This is a genomic window from Aquicoccus sp. SU-CL01552 (assembly GCF_040365005.1).
In the GTDB taxonomy this organism is placed as follows: Bacteria; Pseudomonadota; Alphaproteobacteria; order Rhodobacterales; family Rhodobacteraceae; genus Antarcticimicrobium.
Window position 1 is genome coordinate 14,819 of record NZ_BAABWV010000018.1, and the last position, 23,758, is coordinate 38,576.

The 23,758-nt window shown below is 61.7% G+C and carries 22 protein-coding genes; 21 read left to right on the forward strand and 1 reads right to left on the reverse strand.

Going from position 1 to position 23,758, the window contains the following annotated elements; genetic code table 11:
• Nucleotides 1-133: 133 nt before the first annotated feature.
• The 12 genes from ABWV23_RS18395 to ABWV23_RS18450 all read left to right on the forward strand — a co-directional run bounded on the left by ABWV23_RS18395 (nucleotide 134) and on the right by ABWV23_RS18450 (nucleotide 11,898).
• The gene (locus ABWV23_RS18395; RefSeq protein WP_353350384.1) at nucleotides 134-421 is read left to right on the forward strand and encodes a GMC oxidoreductase; all 288 of its coding nucleotides are present in this window, start codon (nucleotides 134-136) and stop codon (nucleotides 419-421) included.
• 119 nt (nucleotides 422-540) lie between these two features.
• Nucleotides 541-1,914, forward strand: a complete 1,374-nt coding sequence (locus ABWV23_RS18400; RefSeq protein WP_353350386.1) for a tetratricopeptide repeat protein — start codon at nucleotides 541-543, stop codon at nucleotides 1,912-1,914.
• Between the two features lie 986 nt (nucleotides 1,915-2,900).
• Nucleotides 2,901-3,734: a transporter substrate-binding domain-containing protein gene (locus ABWV23_RS18405; RefSeq protein WP_353350388.1), complete on the forward strand. Its 834-nt coding sequence runs from the start codon at nucleotides 2,901-2,903 to the stop codon at nucleotides 3,732-3,734.
• Between the two features lie 117 nt (nucleotides 3,735-3,851).
• Nucleotides 3,852-4,592, forward strand: coding sequence for an amino acid ABC transporter ATP-binding protein (locus ABWV23_RS18410; protein WP_353350592.1), 741 nt, complete (start codon nucleotides 3,852-3,854; stop codon nucleotides 4,590-4,592).
• A complete protein-coding gene (locus ABWV23_RS18415; protein WP_353350390.1) occupies nucleotides 4,589-5,248 on the forward strand; it encodes an amino acid ABC transporter permease in 660 nt (219 codons plus the stop codon). The genes ABWV23_RS18410 and ABWV23_RS18415 overlap by 4 nt, the downstream gene beginning before the upstream one ends.
• A 10-nt stretch (nucleotides 5,249-5,258) precedes the next feature.
• Nucleotides 5,259-5,927 (forward strand): amino acid ABC transporter permease, encoded by a 669-nt coding sequence (locus ABWV23_RS18420; RefSeq protein WP_353350392.1) that lies wholly within the window; start codon nucleotides 5,259-5,261, stop codon nucleotides 5,925-5,927.
• A gap of 25 nt (nucleotides 5,928-5,952) precedes the next feature.
• Complete coding sequence (locus ABWV23_RS18425; protein ID WP_353350394.1) at nucleotides 5,953-6,879, forward strand: N-carbamoyl-D-amino-acid hydrolase; 927 nt, start codon at nucleotides 5,953-5,955, stop codon at nucleotides 6,877-6,879.
• Nucleotides 6,880-6,949: 70 nt separating this feature from the next.
• Nucleotides 6,950-8,404, forward strand: a complete 1,455-nt coding sequence (gene hydA, locus ABWV23_RS18430; RefSeq protein WP_353350396.1) for a dihydropyrimidinase — start codon at nucleotides 6,950-6,952, stop codon at nucleotides 8,402-8,404.
• Nucleotides 8,404-9,057, forward strand: a complete 654-nt coding sequence (locus ABWV23_RS18435) for an aspartate/glutamate racemase family protein (RefSeq protein WP_353350398.1) — start codon at nucleotides 8,404-8,406, stop codon at nucleotides 9,055-9,057. Before hydA ends, ABWV23_RS18435 begins: the two co-directional genes overlap by 1 nt.
• Nucleotides 9,054-10,031 carry a LysR family transcriptional regulator gene (locus tag ABWV23_RS18440; protein WP_353350400.1) on the forward strand — a complete coding sequence of 326 codons (978 nt, stop codon included), beginning with the start codon at nucleotides 9,054-9,056 and terminating at the stop codon, nucleotides 10,029-10,031. Before ABWV23_RS18435 ends, ABWV23_RS18440 begins: the two co-directional genes overlap by 4 nt.
• A gap of 179 nt (nucleotides 10,032-10,210) precedes the next feature.
• Complete coding sequence (locus tag ABWV23_RS18445; protein WP_353350402.1) at nucleotides 10,211-11,137, forward strand: dihydrodipicolinate synthase family protein; 927 nt, start codon at nucleotides 10,211-10,213, stop codon at nucleotides 11,135-11,137.
• Complete coding sequence (locus ABWV23_RS18450) at nucleotides 11,137-11,898, forward strand: SDR family oxidoreductase (protein WP_353350404.1); 762 nt, start codon at nucleotides 11,137-11,139, stop codon at nucleotides 11,896-11,898. Before ABWV23_RS18445 ends, ABWV23_RS18450 begins: the two co-directional genes overlap by 1 nt.
• A 445-nt stretch (nucleotides 11,899-12,343) precedes the next feature.
• On the opposite strand, the gene ABWV23_RS18455 is transcribed toward ABWV23_RS18450, so the two are convergent.
• Nucleotides 12,344-13,045: a GntR family transcriptional regulator gene (locus ABWV23_RS18455; RefSeq protein ID WP_353350406.1), complete on the reverse strand. Its 702-nt coding sequence runs from the start codon at nucleotides 13,043-13,045 to the stop codon at nucleotides 12,344-12,346.
• A gap of 200 nt (nucleotides 13,046-13,245) precedes the next feature.
• On the opposite strand from ABWV23_RS18455, the gene ABWV23_RS18460 reads away from it, so the two are divergent.
• From ABWV23_RS18460 to ABWV23_RS18500, 9 genes are read left to right on the forward strand one after another with little or no spacing between them, the layout of a single operon-like run.
• A complete protein-coding gene (locus tag ABWV23_RS18460; RefSeq protein ID WP_353350408.1) occupies nucleotides 13,246-14,016 on the forward strand; it encodes a class II aldolase/adducin family protein in 771 nt (256 codons plus the stop codon).
• The gene (locus ABWV23_RS18465) at nucleotides 14,013-14,969 is read left to right on the forward strand and encodes a 2-hydroxyacid dehydrogenase (protein WP_353350410.1); all 957 of its coding nucleotides are present in this window, start codon (nucleotides 14,013-14,015) and stop codon (nucleotides 14,967-14,969) included. The genes ABWV23_RS18460 and ABWV23_RS18465 overlap by 4 nt, the downstream gene beginning before the upstream one ends.
• On the forward strand, nucleotides 14,970-16,625 hold the full coding sequence (locus ABWV23_RS18470) for an amidohydrolase (protein ID WP_353350412.1): 1,656 nt from the start codon (nucleotides 14,970-14,972) through the stop codon (nucleotides 16,623-16,625). It begins immediately after the preceding gene.
• The gene (locus ABWV23_RS18475) at nucleotides 16,622-17,560 is read left to right on the forward strand and encodes an ABC transporter permease (protein ID WP_353350414.1); all 939 of its coding nucleotides are present in this window, start codon (nucleotides 16,622-16,624) and stop codon (nucleotides 17,558-17,560) included. Before ABWV23_RS18470 ends, ABWV23_RS18475 begins: the two co-directional genes overlap by 4 nt.
• Nucleotides 17,557-18,489 carry an ABC transporter permease gene (locus tag ABWV23_RS18480; protein WP_353350416.1) on the forward strand — a complete coding sequence of 311 codons (933 nt, stop codon included), beginning with the start codon at nucleotides 17,557-17,559 and terminating at the stop codon, nucleotides 18,487-18,489. The genes ABWV23_RS18475 and ABWV23_RS18480 overlap by 4 nt, the downstream gene beginning before the upstream one ends.
• A gap of 50 nt (nucleotides 18,490-18,539) precedes the next feature.
• Nucleotides 18,540-20,123, forward strand: coding sequence for an ABC transporter substrate-binding protein (locus ABWV23_RS18485; RefSeq protein ID WP_353350418.1), 1,584 nt, complete (start codon nucleotides 18,540-18,542; stop codon nucleotides 20,121-20,123).
• A gap of 60 nt (nucleotides 20,124-20,183) precedes the next feature.
• The gene (locus ABWV23_RS18490; protein ID WP_353350420.1) at nucleotides 20,184-21,626 is read left to right on the forward strand and encodes an amidohydrolase family protein; all 1,443 of its coding nucleotides are present in this window, start codon (nucleotides 20,184-20,186) and stop codon (nucleotides 21,624-21,626) included.
• Nucleotides 21,623-22,606 carry an ABC transporter ATP-binding protein gene (locus ABWV23_RS18495; RefSeq protein ID WP_353350422.1) on the forward strand — a complete coding sequence of 328 codons (984 nt, stop codon included), beginning with the start codon at nucleotides 21,623-21,625 and terminating at the stop codon, nucleotides 22,604-22,606. The genes ABWV23_RS18490 and ABWV23_RS18495 overlap by 4 nt, the downstream gene beginning before the upstream one ends.
• On the forward strand, nucleotides 22,603-23,694 hold the full coding sequence (locus ABWV23_RS18500; RefSeq protein ID WP_353350424.1) for an ABC transporter ATP-binding protein: 1,092 nt from the start codon (nucleotides 22,603-22,605) through the stop codon (nucleotides 23,692-23,694). Before ABWV23_RS18495 ends, ABWV23_RS18500 begins: the two co-directional genes overlap by 4 nt.
• The last annotated feature ends 64 nt before the right edge of the window (nucleotides 23,695-23,758 follow it).

A 23,758-nucleotide genomic window follows, 5' to 3' on the forward strand; every position in this document is an offset into this window, starting at 1 on the left:
GCCAGCGCTTCCAGCGGCAAAATGACTTGGTTCCCAAGATGATCCATGCCCGTCTCCATCGCCACGGAGTACGCCAGCTCGCGCAGCCCCGTGAGACGCCGCGCGCGCTCGTTCGCGTCTGCCCGACGGCGAGATGCGGCCCTCGTCGAAATGCCAGACCGATGCGGAAATCGCCGAATATTTCCGCAGACACTGCATGACGCCCTACCATCCGTCCTCGACTTGCCGCATGGGCACGGGTTCCGGCGCCGTTGTCGATGGTGGGGCCTTGAAATCCAACGGGATCGAAGGGCTTTATGTGGCCGATGCCTCGGCCATTCCCGAAATGGTTTCGGGCAACCTGAAGACCACCGTGGTCACGATAGCCGAACGCGGTGCCCGGTCGATCCTCACCGGCTCGATCCTGCGGCCGGCAGGCTGACCACGACAGCCGCAAGAGGGCGGCATGAAACATGGGCGCATGGCCCCCGCCATGCGCCCCGATGATGGAAACGCGCGACGACCCCGACGACCCCAGAAATATACGGAGAAAGACAGGAAATGGCCAAGGACTGGTTAGAAAACGATCTCACGACCACCGACAGCGCGACGGTCCAGGCGATCAACGATTTCAGCGAGGGGCTCCTCGCCTATGAGACCAAGGCGGGCAACGTGATCGCCGCCGCCGATGCCGACCCGGGCTCGGCCATGGCCAACGCCTATGCAGCGCTGGCCTTCATGTTTCTCGAAAGCCCCGACGCCGGCAAGCTCGCCCTGCCCTACCTCGAACGGGCCGAAGCCGCCGCATCGGGCGCCAACCGGCGCGAACAGATGAACATCGCCGCAGTGCGCGCCTGGGCCGACGGGGACGTGCCCAAAGCGATCCGTATCGGCAACGAAATCGCCGACGCCTTCGCCCATGACCTGCCGATGGTCAAGACCACGCAATATCATGAATTCAACCTCGGCAACGCCGCCGGGATGCTGCGGGTGGCCGAGAAGGTTGCCGATGCCAACCGCGATCTCAGCCACATGCACGGGCTTTCGGCCTTTGCCTATGAGCAATGCCACCTTCTGGGCGATGCCGAGACCGCGGCGCGCAAGGCGATCGAGCTGAAACGCAAGGAACCCTGGGCACATCACGCGCTGGCCCATGTCCTGATCACCCAGGGCCGCATCGACGAGGGCATCGATTTTCTCGAGGACGTGTCGCAGACCTGGACCGACCTCAACAGCTTCATGCTGACCCACAACTGGTGGCATCTTTGCCTGAACTACATCAGCAAGGGCCGGTTCGATGAAGTCCTGAAAGCCTACGACGCCCATATCTGGGGCATCGACAAGTCCTATTCCCAGGACCAGATCGGCGCCGTCTCGCTGCTGTTGCGGCTGGAACTGGTGGGGGTCGATGTGGGCGACCGATGGAAAGACGTGGCCGAGCACATGAAAGGGCGGACAGCCGATTTCGTCCAGCCCTTCCTGACCATGCAATATCTCTACGGCCTGGCGCGCGCGAATGCCCCCGAAGCCGATGCGATGATGGCGAACCTGAAGGATTTCGTGGCAAATGCCCCCGGTTTTGTACAAGATACCTGGGTCAACGTGGCCGAGCCCGCCTGCGAGGGGCTGCTCGCCCACGCCCGCGGCAATCACGAAGAGGTGGTGCGCAAGCTTGGCTCGGCCATCTCGCGCCTGTTCGAGATCGGTGGCAGCCACGCCCAGCGGGATCTGTTCGAGCAGGTGCTGCTCGACAGCGTGATCCGCACGGGCCGCTATTCCACCGCGCAACAGATGCTGGAGATGCGTCGCGGCTACGAACCCTGCTCGGTCCCCAACAATGACAAGCTGGTCGATGTGTACCGGAACCTCGGCCTGCCGCGCGAGGCGGCCCAAGCCCAGGCCCGCGTCACCCGGGTGCTGGGCGAGGCGCGCTGACCGGACGACGACCAAGAACAGTCCGAACCTGTCACCGCACCGCATCTTTGATCCCAATCGGGCCTCGTTCAGCCGAGGTTCCAAAGGGCGGTATCAAGCGGTGACAGGTCCAAAACCGCACATCGGACACGATGATCAAGAACGCCCTCCAGTCATTGCGACTTGAGAGTTCGTTATGCCACCAGCGGCAAGTCTCTTTCTGGTGGGCCGGATGGTCTTAATTCAAAATGTAATTCCCGGATCGATTTCCGGCGACCCCACGCGAAATCCGGGCCGAAAACGCATTGTAATATGGATTCTCCCGTCGTCTCATGGACCCGAAGGCGCCCTGTTGCTCGAGGATGCGGCGATGTCGGGAAGGTAGCTCATCCCATTACGTCAGCAATCGTGCGAACGAAAACCGGGCGGAGACAACCGGTCAGGGCAACGGTTGACCCGCAAGTATCAGTTCAGGTTCAGTAGCCAGAGGCTTTCCGCGGTCTTGTGTCGTGGGGCCAAGCAACCTGGTCGGGGTCGACCTGTTGCAGGACGGTTTTCCCGATGTCGCGTTGCCACAGGCCAGGGAAAGGAATCGTGCGGTCGACCCACCCGGGTTGATCCTGCTTGGGGCTTGATGCCTCGCCCCCCCCTCGACGGACCACATCTCACGTCACGTACTGCCCACTCAATAGGCATCGCCAAAAGGGACACTGGCGAAATGCGACCGCGCACGCCGTGTTGGCGGCCCCCGGGACGCCGGCCACTCCCCGACCCGGAACGACCATTAAAATACAATACTTTCAATTTGCTAGAAGAAGAAGCTACCCCAAACATCATCCTGAAGTCGCCCACAGAGAAGCAGGTAATGTAGAAGTCTTCCTTATACTTATATTATCAGAAAAACGTATATTTCAGTTGCCCTCCACCTGACCCGCCGTCTTGTTGAAACGCATTCGATGCACCTTCGGGTGCCACCAAGAATACGTCTCACCAACACGGAGCCCCCCATGAAACGTACCGGTTTTCTTCTTTCCGCCGCCTTCGCCGCACTGGCGATTCCAGCCCACGCCGAGGGCTACAAGGTCGCGCTCGACGGAACCTTCGCGCCCCACGCCATGCCCAGCCTCTCGGGCGGTGTTGAAGGGTTCAACGTCGATCTGGCCGCCGCGATCGGCGAAAAGCTCGGCACCGAGATCGACGTGATCGCGGCTCAGTTCTCGGGCCTGATCCCGGCGCTGCAAGCGGGCACCTACGATTTCCTCGTCGCGCCCACCACCGTCACCGAAGAGCGCGCAACCAACCTGCTCTTCTCAGAAGGCTTCATGGACACCAACTTTTCCTTCGTCGTCCCCGCCGGGACCGAGCCGATGGAGGGACTCGAGGCGTTCAAAGGCAAGACCATCTCGGTCAACAAGGGGTCAGCCTACGAATCCTTCCTGACTGACAAAGCCGAGGAATACGGCTGGACAGTTGTCGCCTATGGCACCAACACCGACGCGGTCGAGGCCGTCGCAACCGGGCGCGCCGACGCCAACCTCGCCGGGGCAACCGTCTCGGCTTGGGCCGCCAAGCAAAACCCGAGCATCGATCTCAGCTACGAATACTCCACCGGCCTCGTCTGGGCCTTCCCGTTCCGCAAGAACGACACCGAAACCCGCAACAAGATCGACGCCGTCCTGGAATGCCTGAAGTCTGACGGCACCATGGCCATGCTGTCCGAGAAATGGTTCGGCGTGACCCCGGCCGAAGGGGCCACCATCGTCACCCCGACCCCGGGCTACGGCACCCCTGGTTTCGACGGCTACGAAGAAACCCCGCATGAGGTCTCCTGCACCTTCTGATCCCATGACCTGCCTGGCGGGGCGCCCGTCGTCCCGCCGACCATCGAAAGCGAACCCATGCCCGGAACTTCTCCCGTCGCCCCGGCGCCATCTGACGCCAAGGTCCACCACAGGCCGATGCTCGAAATCAACCAGCTCGAAAAATGTTTCGGCGCCACGCAGGTCCTGAAGTCGATCGACCTGAGCGTGAAACCCGGCGAGCTGGTCTTTGTCATCGGCCCCTCGGGATCGGGGAAATCCACCATGCTGCGCTGTTGCAACCGGCTTGAAGAGCCGACCTCGGGCAGCATTCTGCTCGACAGCGAAAATGTCACCGACTGCCACGGCCGCGCGCTCGACAAGATGCGGCTGAAGATCGGCATGGTGTTCCAGGGCTTCCACCTCTACCCGCACAAATCGGTGCTGGCGAACGTGATGCTGGCGCAGGTCAAGGCGCTGAAACGATCCAAGCCCGAGGCGAAAACCCGCGCCATGGAAATGCTTGAACATGTGGGGCTGGCGCACAAGGCCGACGCCATGCCCGGCGAGCTATCTGGCGGGCAACAACAGCGCGTGGCCATCGCCCGCGCGCTGGCACTCGATCCCAAGGTCATGCTGTTCGACGAACCCACGTCGGCGCTCGACCCGGAATTGGTCGGCTCGGTGCTGAAGGTGATGAAACAGCTGCGCCAGGAAGGCATGACCATGCTGGTGGTCAGCCATGAAATGGAGTTCGCCCGCGAGGCCGCTGACCGCGTGGTGTTCATGGATGGCGGCGTGGTGGTCGAATCCGGCCCGCCCGAAGACATCTTCGGCAATCCTAAGTCCGAACGCCTGCGCGCCTTCCTCTCCCGCCTGCAGCCGACGACCGCAGCATGAGCTTCCTCGACACCTTCTTTGACGGCGCGGTGATGGCAAAATACCTGCCGGACCTGCTCGCGGCGCTCGTCACCACGCTCTGGCTCAGCGCCGCCATCGTGGTCGCCGGGCTGGCGCTGGGGCTGGTTCTCGCCTGCCTGCGCTCCCTGGGCCGGTGGTATCTCACGCTGCCCATCGTCGCCTTTGCCGATATCAGCCGTGCCCTGCCGCCACTGGTGGTCATTCTGGTATTCTATTTCGGCCTTCCCGGCCTCGGCATCAGCCTGTCCGGCCCGATGGTGCTGTTCGTCGTACTGGGCGGCGTTCTGGCCGCCTTTGCCGAGGAAATCTTCTGGGCGGGCCTCACCTCTGTTCCGAAGGGCCAGTGGGAAGCCGGCCGCGCCACCGGCCTCGGTTTCATGCAGACCCTGTTCGACATTGCCCTGCCGCAGGCAATCCGGATGGGTATCCCTTCTTTGGTCAACCGCGCGCTGGCGATCACCAAGATGACCGCGCTGGGGTCGGTGATCGGTGTGAAGGAAATCCTTTCCGTCTCGTCCTCGGCGCAGAGCTTTTCAGGCTCGGCCACGCCGTTGACCATGGCCGCGCTCGCCTATCTCGCGATCTTCCTGCCGGTCGTCATCTTCGCGCGCTTCCTCGAGAAGCGCTACACATGAGCGGTGCGACATGAGCAACTTCATCGATCTGTTCTTCAACCTCGACATCATGGCACAGGCTTGGCCACTGCTGCTCAAGGGGCTCATCATCACGCTGAAGCTCTGCGCGGTGGTCATCTTTCTGGGCCTTGCCGGTGGGCTGCTGCTGGCACTCGGCGCGCTGTCATCGCGCAAATGGCTGAAATGGCCGACAATCGGGTTCATCGACCTCTTTCGCGCCCTGCCGCCGCTCGTGGTGCTGATCTTCGTCTACTCGGGCCTGCCCTTCGCCGGGCTGGAACTGAGCCCCTTCATGGCCGTGGTACTCGCCTTCTTCCTCAACAACTCGGCCTATTTCGCCGAAGTATTCCGCGCCGGTATCCAGTCGATCCCCAAGGGCCAGCCCGAGGCGGCCCGGGCCACCGGGCTCAGCCAAGTGCAGTGCCTCGTTCACGTGATCCTGCCGCAAGCCGTTCGCAACGTGCTGCCCGACCTGCTGTCCAACACCGTCGAGGTCGTCAAGCTCACGTCCCTCGCTTCTGTCGTCTCCCTCTCCGAGCTGCTCTACTCGGCCAACATGGCCCGCTCGATCACCTACAATTCCTCACCGCTCGTCCTCGCCGCGCTCATCTACCTCGCGATCCTCTGGCCACTGGTCCGACTGATATCGCGCTACCAGCGCGGCCTCGCGGAACACTGAACTCACGATCCCGAAAGGAAACCTCATGACGAAACTAATCATCGGCGGAGCCCAGATCGGCGGCATCCAGAAAGACGAGACCCGCGAAAGCGTGGTGTCCCGGATGATCGCCCTGATGGACCAAGCGCATGCAAAAGGCGTCGACTTCCTCGTGTATCCCGAGATGACGCTGACCACGTTCTTTCCGCGCTTCTACGTCGAGGACCGCGCCGAGTTCGACCATTGGTTCGAAACCGCGATGCCGAACCCCGCCGTGCAGCCGCTTTTTGACAAGGCACGCGCCTATGGCATGGGCTTCACTTTCGGCTATTGCGAGCTGACCCCGGAGGGCGCGCATTTCAACACCTCGATCATCGTCTCGCCAGAGGGCGAGATCGTCTTGAAGTATCGCAAGACCCACCTGCCGGGCCACGCCGAGTTTGAGCCGGAGCGCACGCACCAGCACCTTGAAAAGCGCTACTTCCTGCCCGGCGACACCGGCTTTGGCGTGGTCCGGAACCAGGACGTGATCATGGGTATGGCAATCTGCAACGACCGCCGTTGGCCGGAAGCCTGGCGCATGCTGGGCCTGCAGGGCGTACAACTGGTCACCATCGGCTATAACACCCCGTCGCAGAACAACCTCTCCGCCGAAGAGGGTATCGAGCGGCGCATCTACCATCACGAACTGTCGGTCTGCGCCGGGGCCTACCAGAACTCAACCTACGCGGTGGCCGTCGCCAAATGTGGTATGGAAGACGGCAACCACATGTTCGCGGGGTCGATCATCGTCGATCCCGACGGATTCGTGGTCGCAAGGGCCGAGGGCGAAGGCGACGAGTTGATCACGCATGACGCGGATTTCGCGAAATGCGATTTCGGCAAGTCGACCGTGTTCAACTTCGCCGCCCACCGCCGGATCGAGCATTACGGCCTGATCGCCGAACAGACCGGAGTCGTCCTCCCCGAGTGAGCGGATCAGGATCGACACCAACGGCGCCCGCCGCAAGCGGGCGACCTGACGACAGACAAGGAGCAAGCAGATGCAATTCGATACGGTGATCCATGACGGGCTGGTCGCCACGGCCTCGGAAACCTGGAAGGGCGATATCGGCATCAAGGACGGCCGCATCGCGGCCGTGGCCGAGCACCTGTCAGGCGGCGATCGACGCATTGACGCCGGCGGGCGCATCGTCATGCCCGGCGGCATCGAGGCCCATGCCCACATCGCACAGGAAAGCTCATCGGGCGTGATGTCCGCCGATGACTACCTCTCGGGTTCGATCTCTGCGGCCTATGGTGGCAACTCCTCGTTCATCCCCTTCGCCGCGCAGCACCGCGGCCAATCGGTCGACGAGGTGATCGCCACCTATGACGCGCGCGGCGCGCGGTCGGTCATCGACTATTCCTATCACCTGATCATATCCGACCCGACCCAGGAGGTGCTGGAAGACCAGCTTCCCCGTGCTTTCGCGCGCGGCATCACCTCGTTCAAGGTGTTCATGACCTACGACCTGATGAACCTCGGCGACGGCGGCATGCTCGACATCCTCACCGTGGCGCGACAGCACGGCGCGATCACCATGGTCCATGCCGAGAACAACGACATGGTCAAATGGATGAACAAGCGGCTCGCGGAAAAGGGCCTGACCGCGCCAAGATACCACGCGATCTCGCGCCCTGAACTGGCCGAGCAAGAGGCGATCAACCGCGCGATCCAGCTCGCCAAGCTGGTCGATGCCCCGCTCTTCATCGTGCATGTCTCGACCGAGGGCGGTGCCGAAATCGTGCGCCGCGAGAAATTCAACGGCGCCAAACTCTATGCCGAGACCTGCCCGCAATACCTCGCGCTGACCCGCGCCGATCTCGACCGGCCGGGAATGGAGGGGGCCAAATACATCTGCTCTCCGCCGCTGCGCGATGGCGCCACGCAAAACGCGCTGTGGCACCACGTGGCGCAGGGCACCTTCGAGAGCGTCAGCTCGGACCACGCCCCCTACCGATACGATACGACCGGAAAGTTCCTGAACGGCGAGAATGCCCCTTACCCCAAGATCGCCAACGGCATGCCAGGGATCGCAACCCGCCTGCCCTATCTCTTTTCGGAAGGGGTGGTGAAGGGGCGAATCACGCTCGAGCAGTTCGTCGCGCTGTCATCGACCAACGCCGCCAAGGTCTTCGGCTGCGCAAACAAGGGCCGGATCGCGCCGGGCATGGATGCCGACATCGCGATCTGGAATCCCGAGAACCGGGTCACCGTCACCGCGGCGGACCAGCATGACAACATGGATTACACCCCCTTTGAGGGCATGGAGTTGACCGGCACGCCCGAGATAATCATGACCCGCGGCGCGACGATCGTCGAGCATGGTGCGCTCAAGGCGAAAGAGGGCCAGGGCCAGTTTTTTGCCCGCCAGCCTGCCGACCTGCGCGGCAAGCCGGGCTATATCGCCAAGGAACTGGATCCGGCGCAGAACTTCGGCGCGGAGTTGCGCTGATGGGGCCGATCCTGATCATCAACCCGAACTCGTCTGCCGATGTCACTCAAGGCATCGCCGAGGCCATCGCCCACCTGGCCCCGATCAATGGCCCGGCGTTCGAGGTCACCGACCTCCCCGAGAGCCCGGCAACCATCATGACGAACGAGGACGTGGCCCGCGCCGGTCTAGGATTTGCAGAGCTGGCGCAGTCCCGGCCCGACGCCGCCGCCTTTGTCGCGGCCTGCTTCTCTGACCCCGGGGTCGAACTGACCCGGGCACTGGTCAAACAACCGGTGATCGGCGTGCAGGAGGCCGGCATCCTCACCGCCATGGCCCGCGCCGATCTTTTTGGCATCATTGCGCTGTCACCGGGATCGGTGGCGCGGCACCGGGTTAAAATCCGCGCCATGGGCGTCGAAAGCCGCTTTGCTGCCGAACTGGCCCTCCCGAGCGTCTCGGCCGAAGACTCCGGGCGCGATCCCGAGGTGTATGAGCTGTGCGTCGCGCTTGGCCGCGACCTGGCCGAGCGCGGTGCCGGAGCCGTGGTTCTGGGCTGCGCCGGCATGGCCCCGATCCGGGCGCAGCTCGAGCGCGACATCGGTATCGCGGTGATCGACCCCGTGCAGGCCGCCACCGCCATGGCGCTGGGGCTGGTGGGAGCGCCGGAATGACCACCGAGGCCGGGCTACCCGAGGTCTCGTTGCGGCAGCTCGAGATTTTTGCCGCAATGATGCGCGGTGCCACCACGGTCGAGGCGGCTGAACGGCTGCACATCTCGCAGCCTGCCGTGTCGGCCACCCTGCGCCAGCTCGAGACGCAGCTTGGCCTTACCTTGTTTGAACGCACCGGGCGACGGTTGCAGCCCACCGCCGAGGCGAAATCGCTCTTTGAAGAGATCCGCCCGATCTTCAGCCTGATGCAGGGCTTTTCACAGCACGCGCGCGACATGAAGCTGGGCATGGCAGGTCGGCTCAAGGTCATCTCCACCCCGCCCCTCGGCTATTCGGTGGCGCCGGTCGCTCTGCGCCGCTTTCTCGACACCCGACCCAACGTGTCGGTCGCCTTCGACGTGCGCCGGCTCGAGCAGGTAAGAGAGGCGGTGCAGAGCGGGCAGGCGGATATCGGCCTCGCCATAGACCATGACCGGCAAGATGTCGTGAACGTCGACGTGCTTCAGCGCTCGCATATGGTGGCATTGGTGCCGCGCGACAGCCCGCTGGCGCTAAAGCCGCATCTGACCGCCCTTGATTTGCAAGGCGAGCCGCTCGTCGGGCTCGAACTGGCCTCAAACCTCGGCCAACTCGTACGCAAGGCCTACGAGCAGGCCGGCGCCATCTATACGCCCCGGATCGAGGTGCGTTACTGCGCCACCGCCACGGCGCTCGCAGCGCAGCATCTGGGGGTGACGGTCGTTGATCCCTATTCCGCGACCACCCAGGCCTCTGACGCGCTGGTCTGCAAACCGTTCCTCCCCGCCTGCGAGGTGAACGCGGTGATGTATACCCGCCGCGGCGTGCCCTATTCGGGGTTGCTGCACAGTTTCATGTCGGATCTGCGCGCCGCCTTTGCCGACAGCGAAGTGATCCGGAAAAACTGGGTCATCGACAAGAGCGTATCCGACATCGAAGGACGCAACCCCAAATGAAGCCTTAAAACGGCGCCTGCTTGAGAAGCCAACGTCGACCTGACCTTTTGTCAGCCGTTCCGCTTTCGGTTTTCTCTGCGCCTTTCCGTTTGTTTTTTTGCGGAGCCCTCGCGCAGGAGCGCCACCTCACTCATCCCTCCCGGGCCGGGCCCGCGAGATCAAGAAAAAGGACACAGGACATGACCCTGCTCACCTCGGACGCCAAGGGCGTCTACGTCATCTCGGTCACACCATTCACCGACGAAGGCGCGATCGATTTCGATAGCCTCGATCGGGTGGTGGATTTCTATTTTGAGAAAGGCGCTGACGGGCTGACCATCCTCGGCATGATGGGCGAGGCCCAAAAGCTGACCCAGGCCGAAAGCCGCGCCGTCGCGGAACGTGTGATCAATCGGGCCGCCGGAAAACCCATTGTCGTTGGCGTCTCGGCACCAGGTCTTGCGGCAATCGGCGAACTGGGCAAAGCCGTGATGGACATGGGCGCGGCGGGCTGCATGGTCACGACGCCGGGCTCTCTCAAGACCGACCCGCAGATCCACACCTATTTTGCGCAGGTCGCCGCCACGCTGGGCGAGGATGTACCCATCGTGCTGCAGGATTTCCCGCTCTCGACCGGGGTTCATATCTCTGACGAGGTGCTCGGCCGGATCATTGATGACGTGGCGCAGGTGGTGATGCTCAAGCATGAGGACTGGCCCGGCCTTTCCAAGATCACCAAGCTGCGCGCCGCCGAAGCCGCCGGACGGCGGCGCATCTCGATCCTGTGCGGCAATGGCGGGATGTTCCTGCCCGAAGAGATCGCGCGTGGCGCAAATGGCGCGATGACGGGCTTTGGTTTCCCCGAGATGCTGGCAGAGGTCGTGCGGCGGGCGGGCGCAGGCGACATGGACCGCGCGCAGGACATCTTCGACGCCTATCTGCCGCTGGTGCGCTACGAGCAGCAGCCGGGCGCAGGCCTTGCCGTGCGCAAATACGTGCTGGCCAAACGCGGCGCGATCGCCTCTGCGGCACTGCGCTCTCCGGGTGCGGGGCTCGCCCCAGCCGCCATCGCCGAGGTCGAGCGCCTGCTCACCCGACAAGACAACCGATTGAAGGAACTGAACTGATGGATTTTGGACTCACAGGCAAGACAGCGCTGGTTCTGGGCGCAAGCCGTGGCCTTGGTGCGGCAAGTGCAACGATATTGGCAACCGAGGGCGCGCATGTGATCGCCGCGTCGCGCAGCGGCAGCATCCCCGCCGATGGCCCGGCGGAAAACATGGAAGGGCTGGTGGTGGATCTGTCCGACCCCGGCAGTGTCGCGGCGCTGATAGAACGCCTCGCAGAGCAGCCGGTCGACATCCTTGTCAACAATTGCGGCGGACCCGCTGCGGGTCCCGCCAAGGGGCAAAGCGTCGCCGCATGGCGCGCGGCCTTTGAGACCATGGCGACACCGATCTTCAGCATCACCGATGCCGCCCTGCCCGGCATGATCGCCAAAGGCTGGGGCCGGGTCGTCACCATCGGCTCGTCAGGCATCGTGCAGCCGATTCCCAACCTCGCCCTGTCGAACGGCGTGCGCGGCGCCATCGCCGGCTGGTCCAAGACGCTGGCCGAAGAAGTCGCGCCACATGGCGTCACCGTAAACATGGTGATGCCGGGGCGCATCGGGACCGACCGGCTTGCACAGCTTGACGGGCTCAAGGCCGAGAAAACCGGATCCGCGCTCGATGCGGTACAGAAGGCCAGCCAGAAGACCATTCCCGCAGGCCGCTACGGCAAGCCGGAAGAGTTCGGCGCGGTGGTCGGTTTCCTGTGTTCGCAGCAGGCCTCTTATGTCACCGGGTCGATGCTGCGGGTCGATGGCGGCATGATCAAGGGGCTCTGAAGGGGCATGGGCAAGCTGACGTCGTTGAAGCCGTCGTCGTCATCGGCGGCGGCGCGCACCGAGCGCAGTTCTGCGTCGTGGAGCAGCCCCACAATGATCCGTTTTCTCGAAAGGGCCTATCCGGCGGCGACGTCGGAGGGCTGCCCTCTCGAGGATGCAAGCACACCTTGCCGAGCAACGGACAGGACGATGCTGAAGGGATGCTGGGTCACATGCGCCGGCGCCATATTGCGGCTGACGCATGAACAGGAGCTTTCGGTGCGCAACCTTGGCTTGGTCCTGAAGCTCAGCAAGATGACAGTGGCGAATTTTCTGTTTCAGCGCGCAGGACGCCCACAGCAGCGCGATGGCGGAACGCAAGTGGCTGCATCTCGGTCAGCAATATCTCAAATCAATCCCCTGCGCGCTGGCGTCAGACAGTACGCAACAATGCGACGGCAAGATCCTACCCCTTGTCGTTGCGAAACAGCGCAACAACCTGAAACCGTGCTTCTTCCAGATGCTCTTTCAGCTCACGTCGAAGCCGGGCCGCATCCTTGTGGCGCAGGGCTTCGATCAGCACGTCATGCGATTGCGCGATCTCCCAGGGATCATCGTAGTTCCGTCCAAGCAAGGCAATTCCGGCGCGAAGCTGGGTTGCGATTTGATCGAACAAGCGCACCACCCGCATATTACCCCCCAAGGCACACAGCATTCTATGAAACTCGTAATCCTGGGCGACTTGTTCCTGTATCTGACCCTCATGGGCCAACTGTTTGAGCAACTCTACTTGCGCGGCAAGCCTGTTTACGTCGGCGTCGGTTATCCGCGCCACTGCAGCCTCAGCGGCGTGAAGCTCCAGGCACTCTCTGAGATCATAGATATCGTCCAATTCGTCCGCATCATAGGAATGCACGAAGAAGCCGCGGCGGGGATGGGTAACGATCAACCCCTGACTTTCCAGCAAACGCAGAGCTTCGCGCACCGGCGCACGTGACGTTCCCATTTCACGCGCAAGCTGTGCTTCGGTGACCTTCTGCCCCGGGATCAACCGGCCGTCACCGATGGCTTGCAAGACCTGATCGGCAATGCGACTGGCCAGATCCGCCGAGGGCAATTCAGAGAAGAGCGCGCCATCGGGTTGGGATGCCTTGTCTGTGTTTGTCACTCTTGCCGCTTTCCGATCTTTCCGAGAGGTGATCCTCTTCCTGCTCGGGCAAAGCTACATTTTGTAGCACCGGGCGTCCATGAAATCTTTTTTTCGAAAAGTCGACCGTCGAATTGTCGACAGTTTAGCGGTGTCCTGCGACATTTTGTACAACCCGCCGCGATTCGCGCCCGGAACTGCCACGATTAACGGAGACCTTCATGAGCCCGCACAAGCCCATCCAATCAAGCCTACCGATCGAAAGGGTAGAGCTGGCGGCCACATATCGGCTGCTTGCCGAATTCGGCATGGATGACAGCATCTTTACCCATATTTCGGCCAAGGCGCCCGCATCCGAGGGGGATCACGCATTCCTGATCAACCCCTACGGGCTGCGCTTTGACGAGGTGTCCGCAAGCAACCTTGTGACCGTCGATCTGGAGGGCCAGGTCCTGCACGACCCAAAGGGATTGGGGATCAACAAGGCGGGCTTCACGATCCATTCCGCGGTCCATGCCGCCCGGCCCGACGTCGCCTGCGTCATGCATACGCATACCGTGGCGGGTGTCGCTGTGGCCTCACTGAAAGACGGGCTGTTGCCACTGAACCAGTGGTCCGCACCCTTTTTCAATCGGCTTGCCTATCACGACTATGAAGGCATCGCATTGAACCACGAAGAACGCGCGCGGATCGTCGACGACCTCGGCGACAAACACGCGATGATCTTGCGCAACCATGGCCTGCTGACCTGCGGCCGTACGGTTGGAGAGGCGTTTCGTACGATGATGGACCTCGAACGCGCTTGCTGTGCGCAAGTGGCAATCATGGGGACTGGCGGGCAGATGAACATTCTGTCCGACGAATTGGCCGAGCACACGGCACGGCAAGAAGAAGGCTGGATTGAAGGCCACCAAGCTTCGAGCAAGCCCGACGCGGAATGGGAAGCCTACCTGCGCCATTGCAAGGCGCGCCACCCGGATTTTGATCAATGAAAGATATGACTTTGCCAACACCGATTACTGTTGTCGCCCTCTCCGAGACGTTTGATCTGGTCGCCAACATGGCCGAGGTAGATGAACCGAGAGTCCACCTCCTGCGCCCGAGCGAGGTTGAAGACCCGTCGTTGGTGACCTGCGCCCTGGCTTGGCTGCCCGCCGATGATGCATTCGACGCCTACCCGAATATGCGCATGGTGTCGTCAATCGCGGCCGGAGTGGATTCGCTTATCGCCTGCCCTTCCCTGCGCGATGACATCGTCGTGACCCGGATCCGCGACGAAGAACAGGCCCGCATGATGGCAGGTTTCGCCGCCTGGCACGTTGTTCATCATCACCGCCAAATGGGAACATACATCAGCAACCAGGCCACCCAGAGTTGGGACCGGTCCTTCCGTGCTGAGATGGCCTCCGATGTGACGGTCGGGGTGCTTGGCTTCGGGCTTATGGGGCGACATACGGCGCGGGTTCTGGCCGCAATGGGGTACAAGGTGATTGGCGCCAGCAGATCGGGCGGCGACCCCGAACCCGGCGTCGAGCTTCTGTCGGGGGATGGCGCAATCGCCGAAACGGCGACGCGATCCGACATTCTGATCAACTTGCTCCCCCTGACGGCCCAGACCCGGGATATTCTGAATGCCGAGTTGTTCTCGACCATGCCCCAGGGGGCCGTCCTCATTCAGTTGGGGCGAGGAGAGCATTTGATCGAAGATGATCTTCTTGCTGCCCTGGATTCAGGGCAGTTGTCGGCAGCGTCCCTTGATGTGTTTCGCCTTGAGCCTCTGCCAAAGGACAGCCCGATCTGGACCCACCCCAAGGTCGTGGTCACACCACACAAGGCATCTGACACCACCCGGTCCGAGGTGCTGCGGCAATTGGCCGAAAATTACACTGCCCTTGTTCAAGGGCTTACCCCACCGGGCGCGGTCAACCGCGGCGCTGGCTACTGAATGATTGATGCACTGAAAGGCACCAAAATGACCATTCCGTCACGTATCCTTACCAATGGAAAAATCTGGTGTGGATTGAACGAAGGCTTCGCCGAGGCGATTGCCATTTCCGACGACAAGGTGCTGGCGGTCGGATCCGCTCAAGACATCGGTGAAATGGCCGGGCCGGACACCGAGATCGTGGATCTTGAAGGCCGCCTTGCCACTCCGGGCCTGAACGATGCGCACTTGCACCTTCACATGTACGGTATGAGCAAGCTGAATCTGGATCTTCGCGCGGCGGCGGGCATGACCACCGTTCAGGCGATCCTCGATCAGGTTGCCGAGGCCGTAGCCAAGGCCGAACCGGGCACCTGGATCACGGGTCGGGGCTATGATCACGACAAGCTTGCCGAACTGCGTCACCCGCATCGCCGCGAACTTGACGCGGTTGCCCCCAACAACCCGGTCATGCTGACCCGCGCCTGCGGTCACACCGCGGTCTGCAACAGCATGGCACTGCAACTTGGGGAAATCGGTCACAACTCTCCCGATCCTTACGGCGGCAAGATCGGCCGTGCCGACGGCGAATTGAACGGGTTGCTGTTCGAAGCAGCCCGCACACCGGTCCAAAAGGCGCAACCCGAACCGTCGGCCGAGGATTTCGTCGATGCGATCGAACGCGCCGGCACCGAGCTCTTGTCGCTTGGCATCACCTCGGTGATGGAGGCCGGTATCGGCATGGGGCCGGGCGAACCTGAATTGCGCGCATACCAGATCGCAAACCGGGATGGGCGGCTTCCGGTGCGGGTCGCAGGTACGTTGATGGGCGATCTGGAAAAGAACATTCTTGATATTGCCCATGCCGAGGGGCTGGTGACCGGTGCGGGCGACGACATGTTCCGTATCGGGCCGGTAAAGATTTTCACCGACGGGTCGGCCGGTGCCGGGACCGCGTGGATGTCTGTCCCCTATTTCAACGATAAAACCAATTTCGGCGTGCCTTGCCTGTCGCAGGAACAGACCGACGAACTGGTCCTGAAGGCGCACCGCCTGGGGTATCAGATGGCCCCCCACGCAATCGGCGATGCGGCAATCGAGATGGTCTTGAATGCCTATGAAAAGGCATACGCAGACACGCCCGCGCCCGATCGGCGCCACCGGATCGAGCATTGCGGCTGGCACCGTCCCGATCAACTTGAGCGGATGAAGGCCATGGGTGTAATCCCGGCCGGGCAGCCCTCGTTCCTGTACTACTTCGGAGAAGGGTATTTCATGTGCCTTGGCCCTGACAGGCCGCATGGCTGCTACCCCTACAAGACCTGGCTTGACGAGGGTCTGCATCCGTCCGCATCGACGGATTGCCCGGTGACCGACCCCAACCCGTTCGCCAATATCTATGCCATGGTGACGCGCAAGTCCGACGGCGGAACGGTCTTGGGCGATGGGCAACAACTGTCCGTGGCGGAAGCGCTGCACCTTTACACTTACGAGGCTGCCTATGGCGTCCACGACGAAGACCGCAAGGGCCGCCTGATCCCCGGGCAACTGGCGGATGTTTCCGTGTTCGATACCGACTTCTTCACGGTCGACCCCGAGGAAATCCTGAGTGGACAATGTGTCCTGACGATCCGCGGGGGGGAAACGGTGTTCGAGCGGGGCGCGACCCTGACATGATCCGCGCCGTCCTTCATCGCCTGGTCCTGTCGGTTCCGGTCCTTTTCGGGGTGTTGCTGTTCGGTTTCCTGCTGGTGCAGGTCGTTCCGGGTGATCCGGCAGTGGTGGTGGCGGGTCCGACCGCCACCGCCGATGTCGTGGCCGCCATCCGCGAAGAGATGGGCCTTGATCAACCGGTCCTGGTCCAATTCTGGAACTACCTCCAGCGTATGGCTGTCGGCGACCTGGGACGGTCCATGATCTCCAACAAATCGGTCACCTCTGAACTGGGCACCGCTCTGTGGCCGACGCTGGAACTGATGATCGGTTCGATGGTCTGGTCGGTACCCGTGGGCGTTGCCATGGGAACGCTTGCCGCCGTCGTGCGCGGATCGCTCATCGACCGGGCCATCATGGCCTTGTCCGTGGCCGGAGTGTCCTTGCCCATCTTCTTCATCTCGCTGATGGCGATCCAGTTCCTTGGCGTGAAGTGGCAGATCTTTCCCTTCATCGGTCGCCCGGGTCCCTGGTACACCGCCGAGGGCTTTATGGCGTTGTTTCTACCTGCCCTTTCGCTCGGGCTGATCCTGATCGGGCCGGTGGCGCGCATGACGCGATCTTCGGTTCTGGAGGTTCTGAAACTTGACCATGTGCGGACCGCGCGCGCCAAGGGGCTGTCGGAAACGCGGGTGATCCTGGCGCATGGGTTGCGCAACGCCCTTATTCCGGTGGTGACGCTGATCGGTCTGCAAGTCGGGTATCTTCTGGGCGGCGCCGTCGTGACCGAAACCATCTTTAGCTGGCCGGGCCTTGGGCGGCTCGCGGTCGGCGCGATCATGTCGTCCGACTTCACGGTCGCTCAGGGCACCATCGTGATCTTTGCTCTGGGGTTCATCACCGTGAACTTGATCGTGGACATCCTGTATTCCCTGCTTGACCCAAGGGTGCGAAAATGAGCGTGACATCAACCAATGTGTCCCCTGCCCCAGAAACCTCCGGCAGCACGGAGGGCGATGTTTCCCAGGATTTCACGGCGCCCGCACGAGCACACTGGCTGCGCAGGTTGATGCAGGACCGCGCCGCGTCCCTGGCGTTGTTGACACTGGCACTGGTCATTCTTGGGGCCATATTCGCGCCAATTCTGGCCACGCATGATCCCGCGTCGAATTCCCGGTCTGTCATGACCCCTCCGGCGTGGATGGCCATGGGCAAAGCGGAGCACTGGCTTGGCACGGACGGTCAGGGGCGCGACATTTATTCCCGGTTGCTGTACGGGGCGCGGCTGACGTTGCTCATCGGCTTCATGGCCGTCGGGCTTGGCGGATTTTTCGGCTCTCTCCTTGGCCTGCTGTCTGCATTCAACCAGAAGATCGACCCATGGATCATGCGCACCATGGATGTGTTGCTGTCCTTTCCCGCGATCCTTTTGGCATTGGCCCTGGTTGCGGTGATGGGCCAAGGCATCGTGCCCATCGTGATCGCGCTGGGGATTTCCTCCATCCCCGATTGTGCAAGGGTGGCGCGCGGCATCGCAATCGGCGTGATGAAGCAGGAATTCATAGAAGCGGGCCGCGCTGTCGGCCTTTCGAACCTGCAACTGTTCAACCGGTACCTGGTGCGAAACGCGATCTCATCCATCATGATCTTCATCTCGCTTCGCTTTGGTCAGACGATCCTGATCGGCGCCACCCTTTCCTTTCTTGGACTGGGGGCCAGACCGCCTGCATCCGAACTTGGCATGATGGCGTCACAAGGGCGCGAGTTCCTTCTGTTTGCACCGCATATCGCAGTGATCCCATCCGTCTTGATTTTCATCATTGTCCTGTCTGCCAACGTCGCCGGTGACGCGCTGCGCGATGTGCTGGACCCGCGGCTTCAAGCGTAACGACGATCTCTCAGAAACTACCGCACCCCCAACAAGGAGCATTTTCCATCATGACACTGACCCCCATCAAGCGTGCCGGCTTTGGTCTTGCCGCGGCCATGGCACTCGCGTTGCCCGTGGCTGCGCAGGAACTGACGATCATTCGGGCGCAAGACAGCAACCACTACGATCCGCCGCGCACCACGGCCCAGTCGGGCGCCGAAGTCATCTTCATGTTGTCCGACACCATTGTCGGTCTGGCCGAGGATATGAAAACCATCGAACCCTTGCTGGCAAGCAGCTGGGACGTGTCCGACGACGCGCTGACCTATACCTTCAAGATCCGCGACGACGTGAGTTTTTGCGACGGCAAGCCAATGACGGCCGAAGATGTCGCTTGGTCGCTGAACCGCTGGCTGGATCCGGAAACCAAATCCCCCGTGCGCTGGCGTATGGGCGACGTGAAGTCGATCACCGCCCCCGATGCCACCACCGTGGTATATGAACTGAACGCGCCGCATTCAGAGCTTCTTTATCAACTGGCCCAAAGCTTTGGCTCGATCATCGACAAGGACACATACGAAGCCCTGGGTAAGGATTTTGGCGTGACCGGCTTCAATGGCACGGGTCCGTTTTGCTGGGAAAGCTGGACCCCGCGCGACAAGGTCGTCCTGACACGGCATGACGCCTATAACTGGGGGCCGGCCAACTATCAAAACAGAGGCCCCGCGCAAGTTGAAAAAGTGACGTGGCAAATCGTTCCCGAAGCAGCGACCCGCACCGTCGCGCTGTTGACCGGCCAGGGCGATATTTCACCTTACGTTCCTTTCATTGGCTACGGCACGTTGCGCGCCGCGCCCAACATCAATGTGATCAAGTCCGAGCACGCCTTTTGGACCAATTACATGGGTTTCAAGATCACCAAGGATCTTGTGGAAGATGTGAAGGTCCGCCAGGCGATCAACCTTGCCGTAAACCAGGAAGCCATGGCTGAGGACCTGTTCTTTGGCGAGGTCGAGCCGGCGTATTCCTACGTATCCTCCGGCGCGCTTGATTATGACGAAACGTTGAATGACAGCTTGCTGAAGTATGACCCCGAACGGGCTGCTGCTCTTCTGGACGAAGCGGGCTGGGTTTTGAACAGCTACGGCAAGCGAGAAAAAGACGGTAAGGTCATGGAGCCGCTGACCATTACTTTCACCGGCGAATGGCAACAGACATCCGAAGCCGTGCAGGCGGATCTTCTGAAGGTCGGGATTGAACTGCAGATCGAGCCCATGGACTCGACCGTCTACTGGGGCAAGTCGGCCACCGACGAGTTTGAAATGTATGTCATGGGCTACCCCTATATCTCTGCCGGGGATGCGTTGAACCTGTATTTCCGCTCGGCGAATATTCCGACCCCCAACCGGATGAACTGGAACGACCCCGAAACCGACGAATTGTTGATTGCCGGGTCTCAGGCCACCAATGAAGCGGATCGCGCGGCGGCTTATGCCAAAGTGCTGCACAAGGTGCATGACAGCGCCGTCTGGTTGCCGATCTACCATCGCCCGATGCAGATCGGATACTCGAACAAGCTTGCTCCGTTCGAAGCACACAACATCTACGGCGCCGGCCTCTACAAAGGCCTCCAGCTTGCCTTCATCGAATAACGATCACGGGCCGTCCGGGACTTCCGGGCGGCCCAGCGTTCGCACAACAGGACAAAAAACATGACCAGCCCCACCGTCATCAGAAATGCCGCCTACATCATCGCTTGGGATGCTGATGCGGATGGCCATACGCTCTTGCAGAACCAGGACCTTGCTTTTGACGAAACCGGAATTCTGCAAGTTGGCGGAACTTGGGAGGGACCGGTCTCAGAAGAGATTGACGGCTCCAAACGTCTTGTCAGCCCCGGCCTTGTGAACATCCACTCGCACCCCTCTTCCGAAGCCATGAACAAGGGCATGCTGGATGAGCTTGGCTCTCCGGGGTTGCGGATGTCGTCGCTCTACGAATTCATGCCTCTGTTCCGCCCTGACGCACAAGGCACCCCCTTTGCCACCCGCGTGGCGTACTCCGAACTTGCGTTGTCCGGCGTGACGACCGTGGTCGACCTGTCGGTGCCTTATGAAAGCTGGCTGGATCTGGCGGAGCAGTCCGGTCTGCGTGTCGTGATTGCTCCGATGTATCGCTCGGCCCGTTGGTTCACCAAAACCGGCCATTCCGTCGAATACGAATGGGCAGAAGATGACGGCCGCGGCGTCATGGATGACGCGTTGAGAGTGGTCGATGATGCAATCGCGCACCCTTGCGGCCGGTTGTCCGGCATGGTTGCACCGGCGCAGATCGACACGTGTTCCGCCGACCTGATCCGGAACAGCTTTGCCGAAGCGCAATCGCGTGGTGTGAAAATGCAAATCCATGCGGCGCAAAGCATGGTCGAATTCAACGAGATCACGACGCGCCACGGCCGCACGCCGATTGAATGGCTGGATGGTCTGGGTGTCCTGACGGACGGGGTGATTATTGGGCACGGCATCTTTCTGAACGATCACCCATGGACCGCTTGGCCCGGGGCCGAGGATTTCGACACCCTGAAAAACTCCGGCGCTGCCGTGGCGCATTGCCCCACCGTGTTCCAACGCCGGGGCGTGACCATGAATACGTTTGGCCGCTATCTGCGCAATGGCATCCCGATGGGGATAGGCACCGACACCTATCCGCATAATATGCTTGAAGAAATCCGCCATGCCTTGATCAATTCGCGGATCATTTCGAAAAACCCCTACGATCTGCGCACCACCAGCGCCTTTGACGCGGCAACCATCGGCGGTGCTTCGGTGCTGGGGATGGAGGACATCGGAAAACTGGCGCCGGGCATGAAATCGGACCTGTTCCTGGCGGACATCACCCATCGCGCGATGCGACCTTTGCGCGATCCTTTGGCCTCGTTGATCTACGTGGCGGGGGAACGCGCTGTCACCGACACCTTTGTAGACGGCAAGGCATTGGTCCGCGACGGCGTTTTGACCACCTTTGATCTGGATGAGGCGCTTGACGGTCTTGAGGCGGCGCAAGCCCGCGCTGCCGAGGCATTTCAAACCCTCGATTTCCGCAACCGCCGCCATGACGAAGCAGCGCCGATCAACTACCTTCGAGGCGATTCATGACTCCGCTTCTTGACGTTCGCGACCTTCAAATCGAATTCAAGACCGACATCGGCACTTTCATGGCGGTTGACGGTGTCAGCTTTACGGTCAACCGCGGAGCGACACTTGGCATCGTGGGCGAATCCGGCTGCGGGAAATCGGTGACCTCATTGGGGATCATGGGTTTGTTGCCAACCCCGCCGGGGCGATACGTTGGCGGCGAAGTCCTGTTCGAAGGCCGCGACCTGCTGAGCATGCCCAAATCGGAACGTCGCGCGCTGCGCGGCGGCCGCATGGGCATGGTGTTCCAGGAACCGATGACATCGCTTAACCCGGTCTACACGGTCGGCGCACAGATCATCGAATGCCTGCGCGCCCACGGCATGACCAACCGCCGTGAGGCCCGCGAACGCGCAGTCGAACTGCTTGATCTGGTCCGCCTGCCCTCGCCCTCGAAGCGTGTTGACGACTTCCCGCACCAACTGTCCGGCGGTCAACGACAGCGTGTCATGATCGCGCTGGCTCTGGCCAACAATCCCGACCTGTTGATCGCGGATGAACCGACGACGGCGTTGGATGTGACCATTCAAGCGCAAATCCTTGATCTGATGCGCGATTTGTCGGACCGAACCGGCGCCGCGATCATGCTGATCACCCACGACCTCGGGGTCGTTGCGGAAACCTGTGACGATGTCGTGGTCATGTACGCGGGCAAGGTCGTTGAGCGCGCGCCCGCACGCGATCTGTTCAATGGGCCAATGCACCCCTACACGCTCGGTCTCATGGCGGCGGTGCCGCGTCTGGATACCAACTCCGACCGGCTGAAAACCATTCCCGGTTCGGTTCCACCGCCCTGGGCCATGCCCGCGGGATGCCGTTTCGCATCCCGCTGCCCCCTCGCCACGGAAGAATGCCGTGCCAGCCAACCCCCGCTGCGCGAAATCGGCGAAGACCGGCTGGTCGCATGCTGGCGCGCCCCCATCGAGGAGATTTCGGTATGACGGCAAAAAATACCCCTTCGATGCCAACACCCGTTCTTGAGGTATCAGGGTTGACCAAACACTTCCCATTGGGAGGCGGGTTCCTTCAGCGATCCAAGGTCGTTGTTCAGGCGGTATCAGATGTCTCATTTTCGGTCTCGAAAGGTGAAACACTGGCAATCGTCGGAGAATCCGGCTGTGGGAAATCAACTACGGGCCGCGTATTGCTGCGATTGCTGGAGCCGACGTCCGGTTCGGTGAAACTGGATGGCGAGGATATCTCCAAGTTGCCCCCCAACCAACTTCAAGCGCTCCGGCGCAATATGCAGATGGTGTTCCAAGATCCGTTCGGATCGCTCAACCCTCGCATGACCGTGCGCGAGACGCTGCTGGAACCCTTGTTGCTTCACGATATCGCCACCGGGAAGCGGGCCCATGAAACGGTGAACAAACTATTGGTAAGAGTCGGTTTGGCGCCGCACCACGCCGACCGCTATCCGCACGAATTTTCGGGTGGGCAACGCCAAAGGATCTGCATAGCACGCGCCATTTCAACCCGCCCGCGATTGATCGTCTGCGACGAACCCGTGTCTGCGTTGGACGTTTCAGTTCAGGCGCAGATCGTGAACCTCATGCAGGATCTGCAACGTGATTTCGGGATGGCCTATGTTTTCATTTCGCACGATCTGTCTGTGGTCCGCCACATCGCAGACCGCGTTGCCGTGATGTATCTAGGGCGCATCGTTGAAGAAGCGCCTGCCGACGCGCTGTTCGCCAATCCGCGCCACCCCTACACCCGTGCGTTGATACAGGCCGCGCCGCGCCCGGTTCCGGGCCTGCGGGTCGCCTCCGAACCGCCCTCGGGCGAGGCACCATCTGCGCTGGACCTGGGCCCCGGGTGCGCGTTTGCGACGCGCTGCCCGCTGGCGAGCGATCTGTGCCGTGCCACGCGGCCCGAAATCCGCGCTGTCGATGGCGGCCCCACCCGCATTGCGTGCCACCACGCGGATCAACGTGCGCCAATGGCATTCCCCCCCGCGCCGTCCCCGACACCCGCCTTGGCTGCGCGGCTTGCGGTCATGACCAACGCCCGAGATTCAATGACGTAGTCGGGTTTGATCGGGCATTATTGCAGAACTCACGCCTGAGGCATCAGCCCTCCTTTCCGAATTC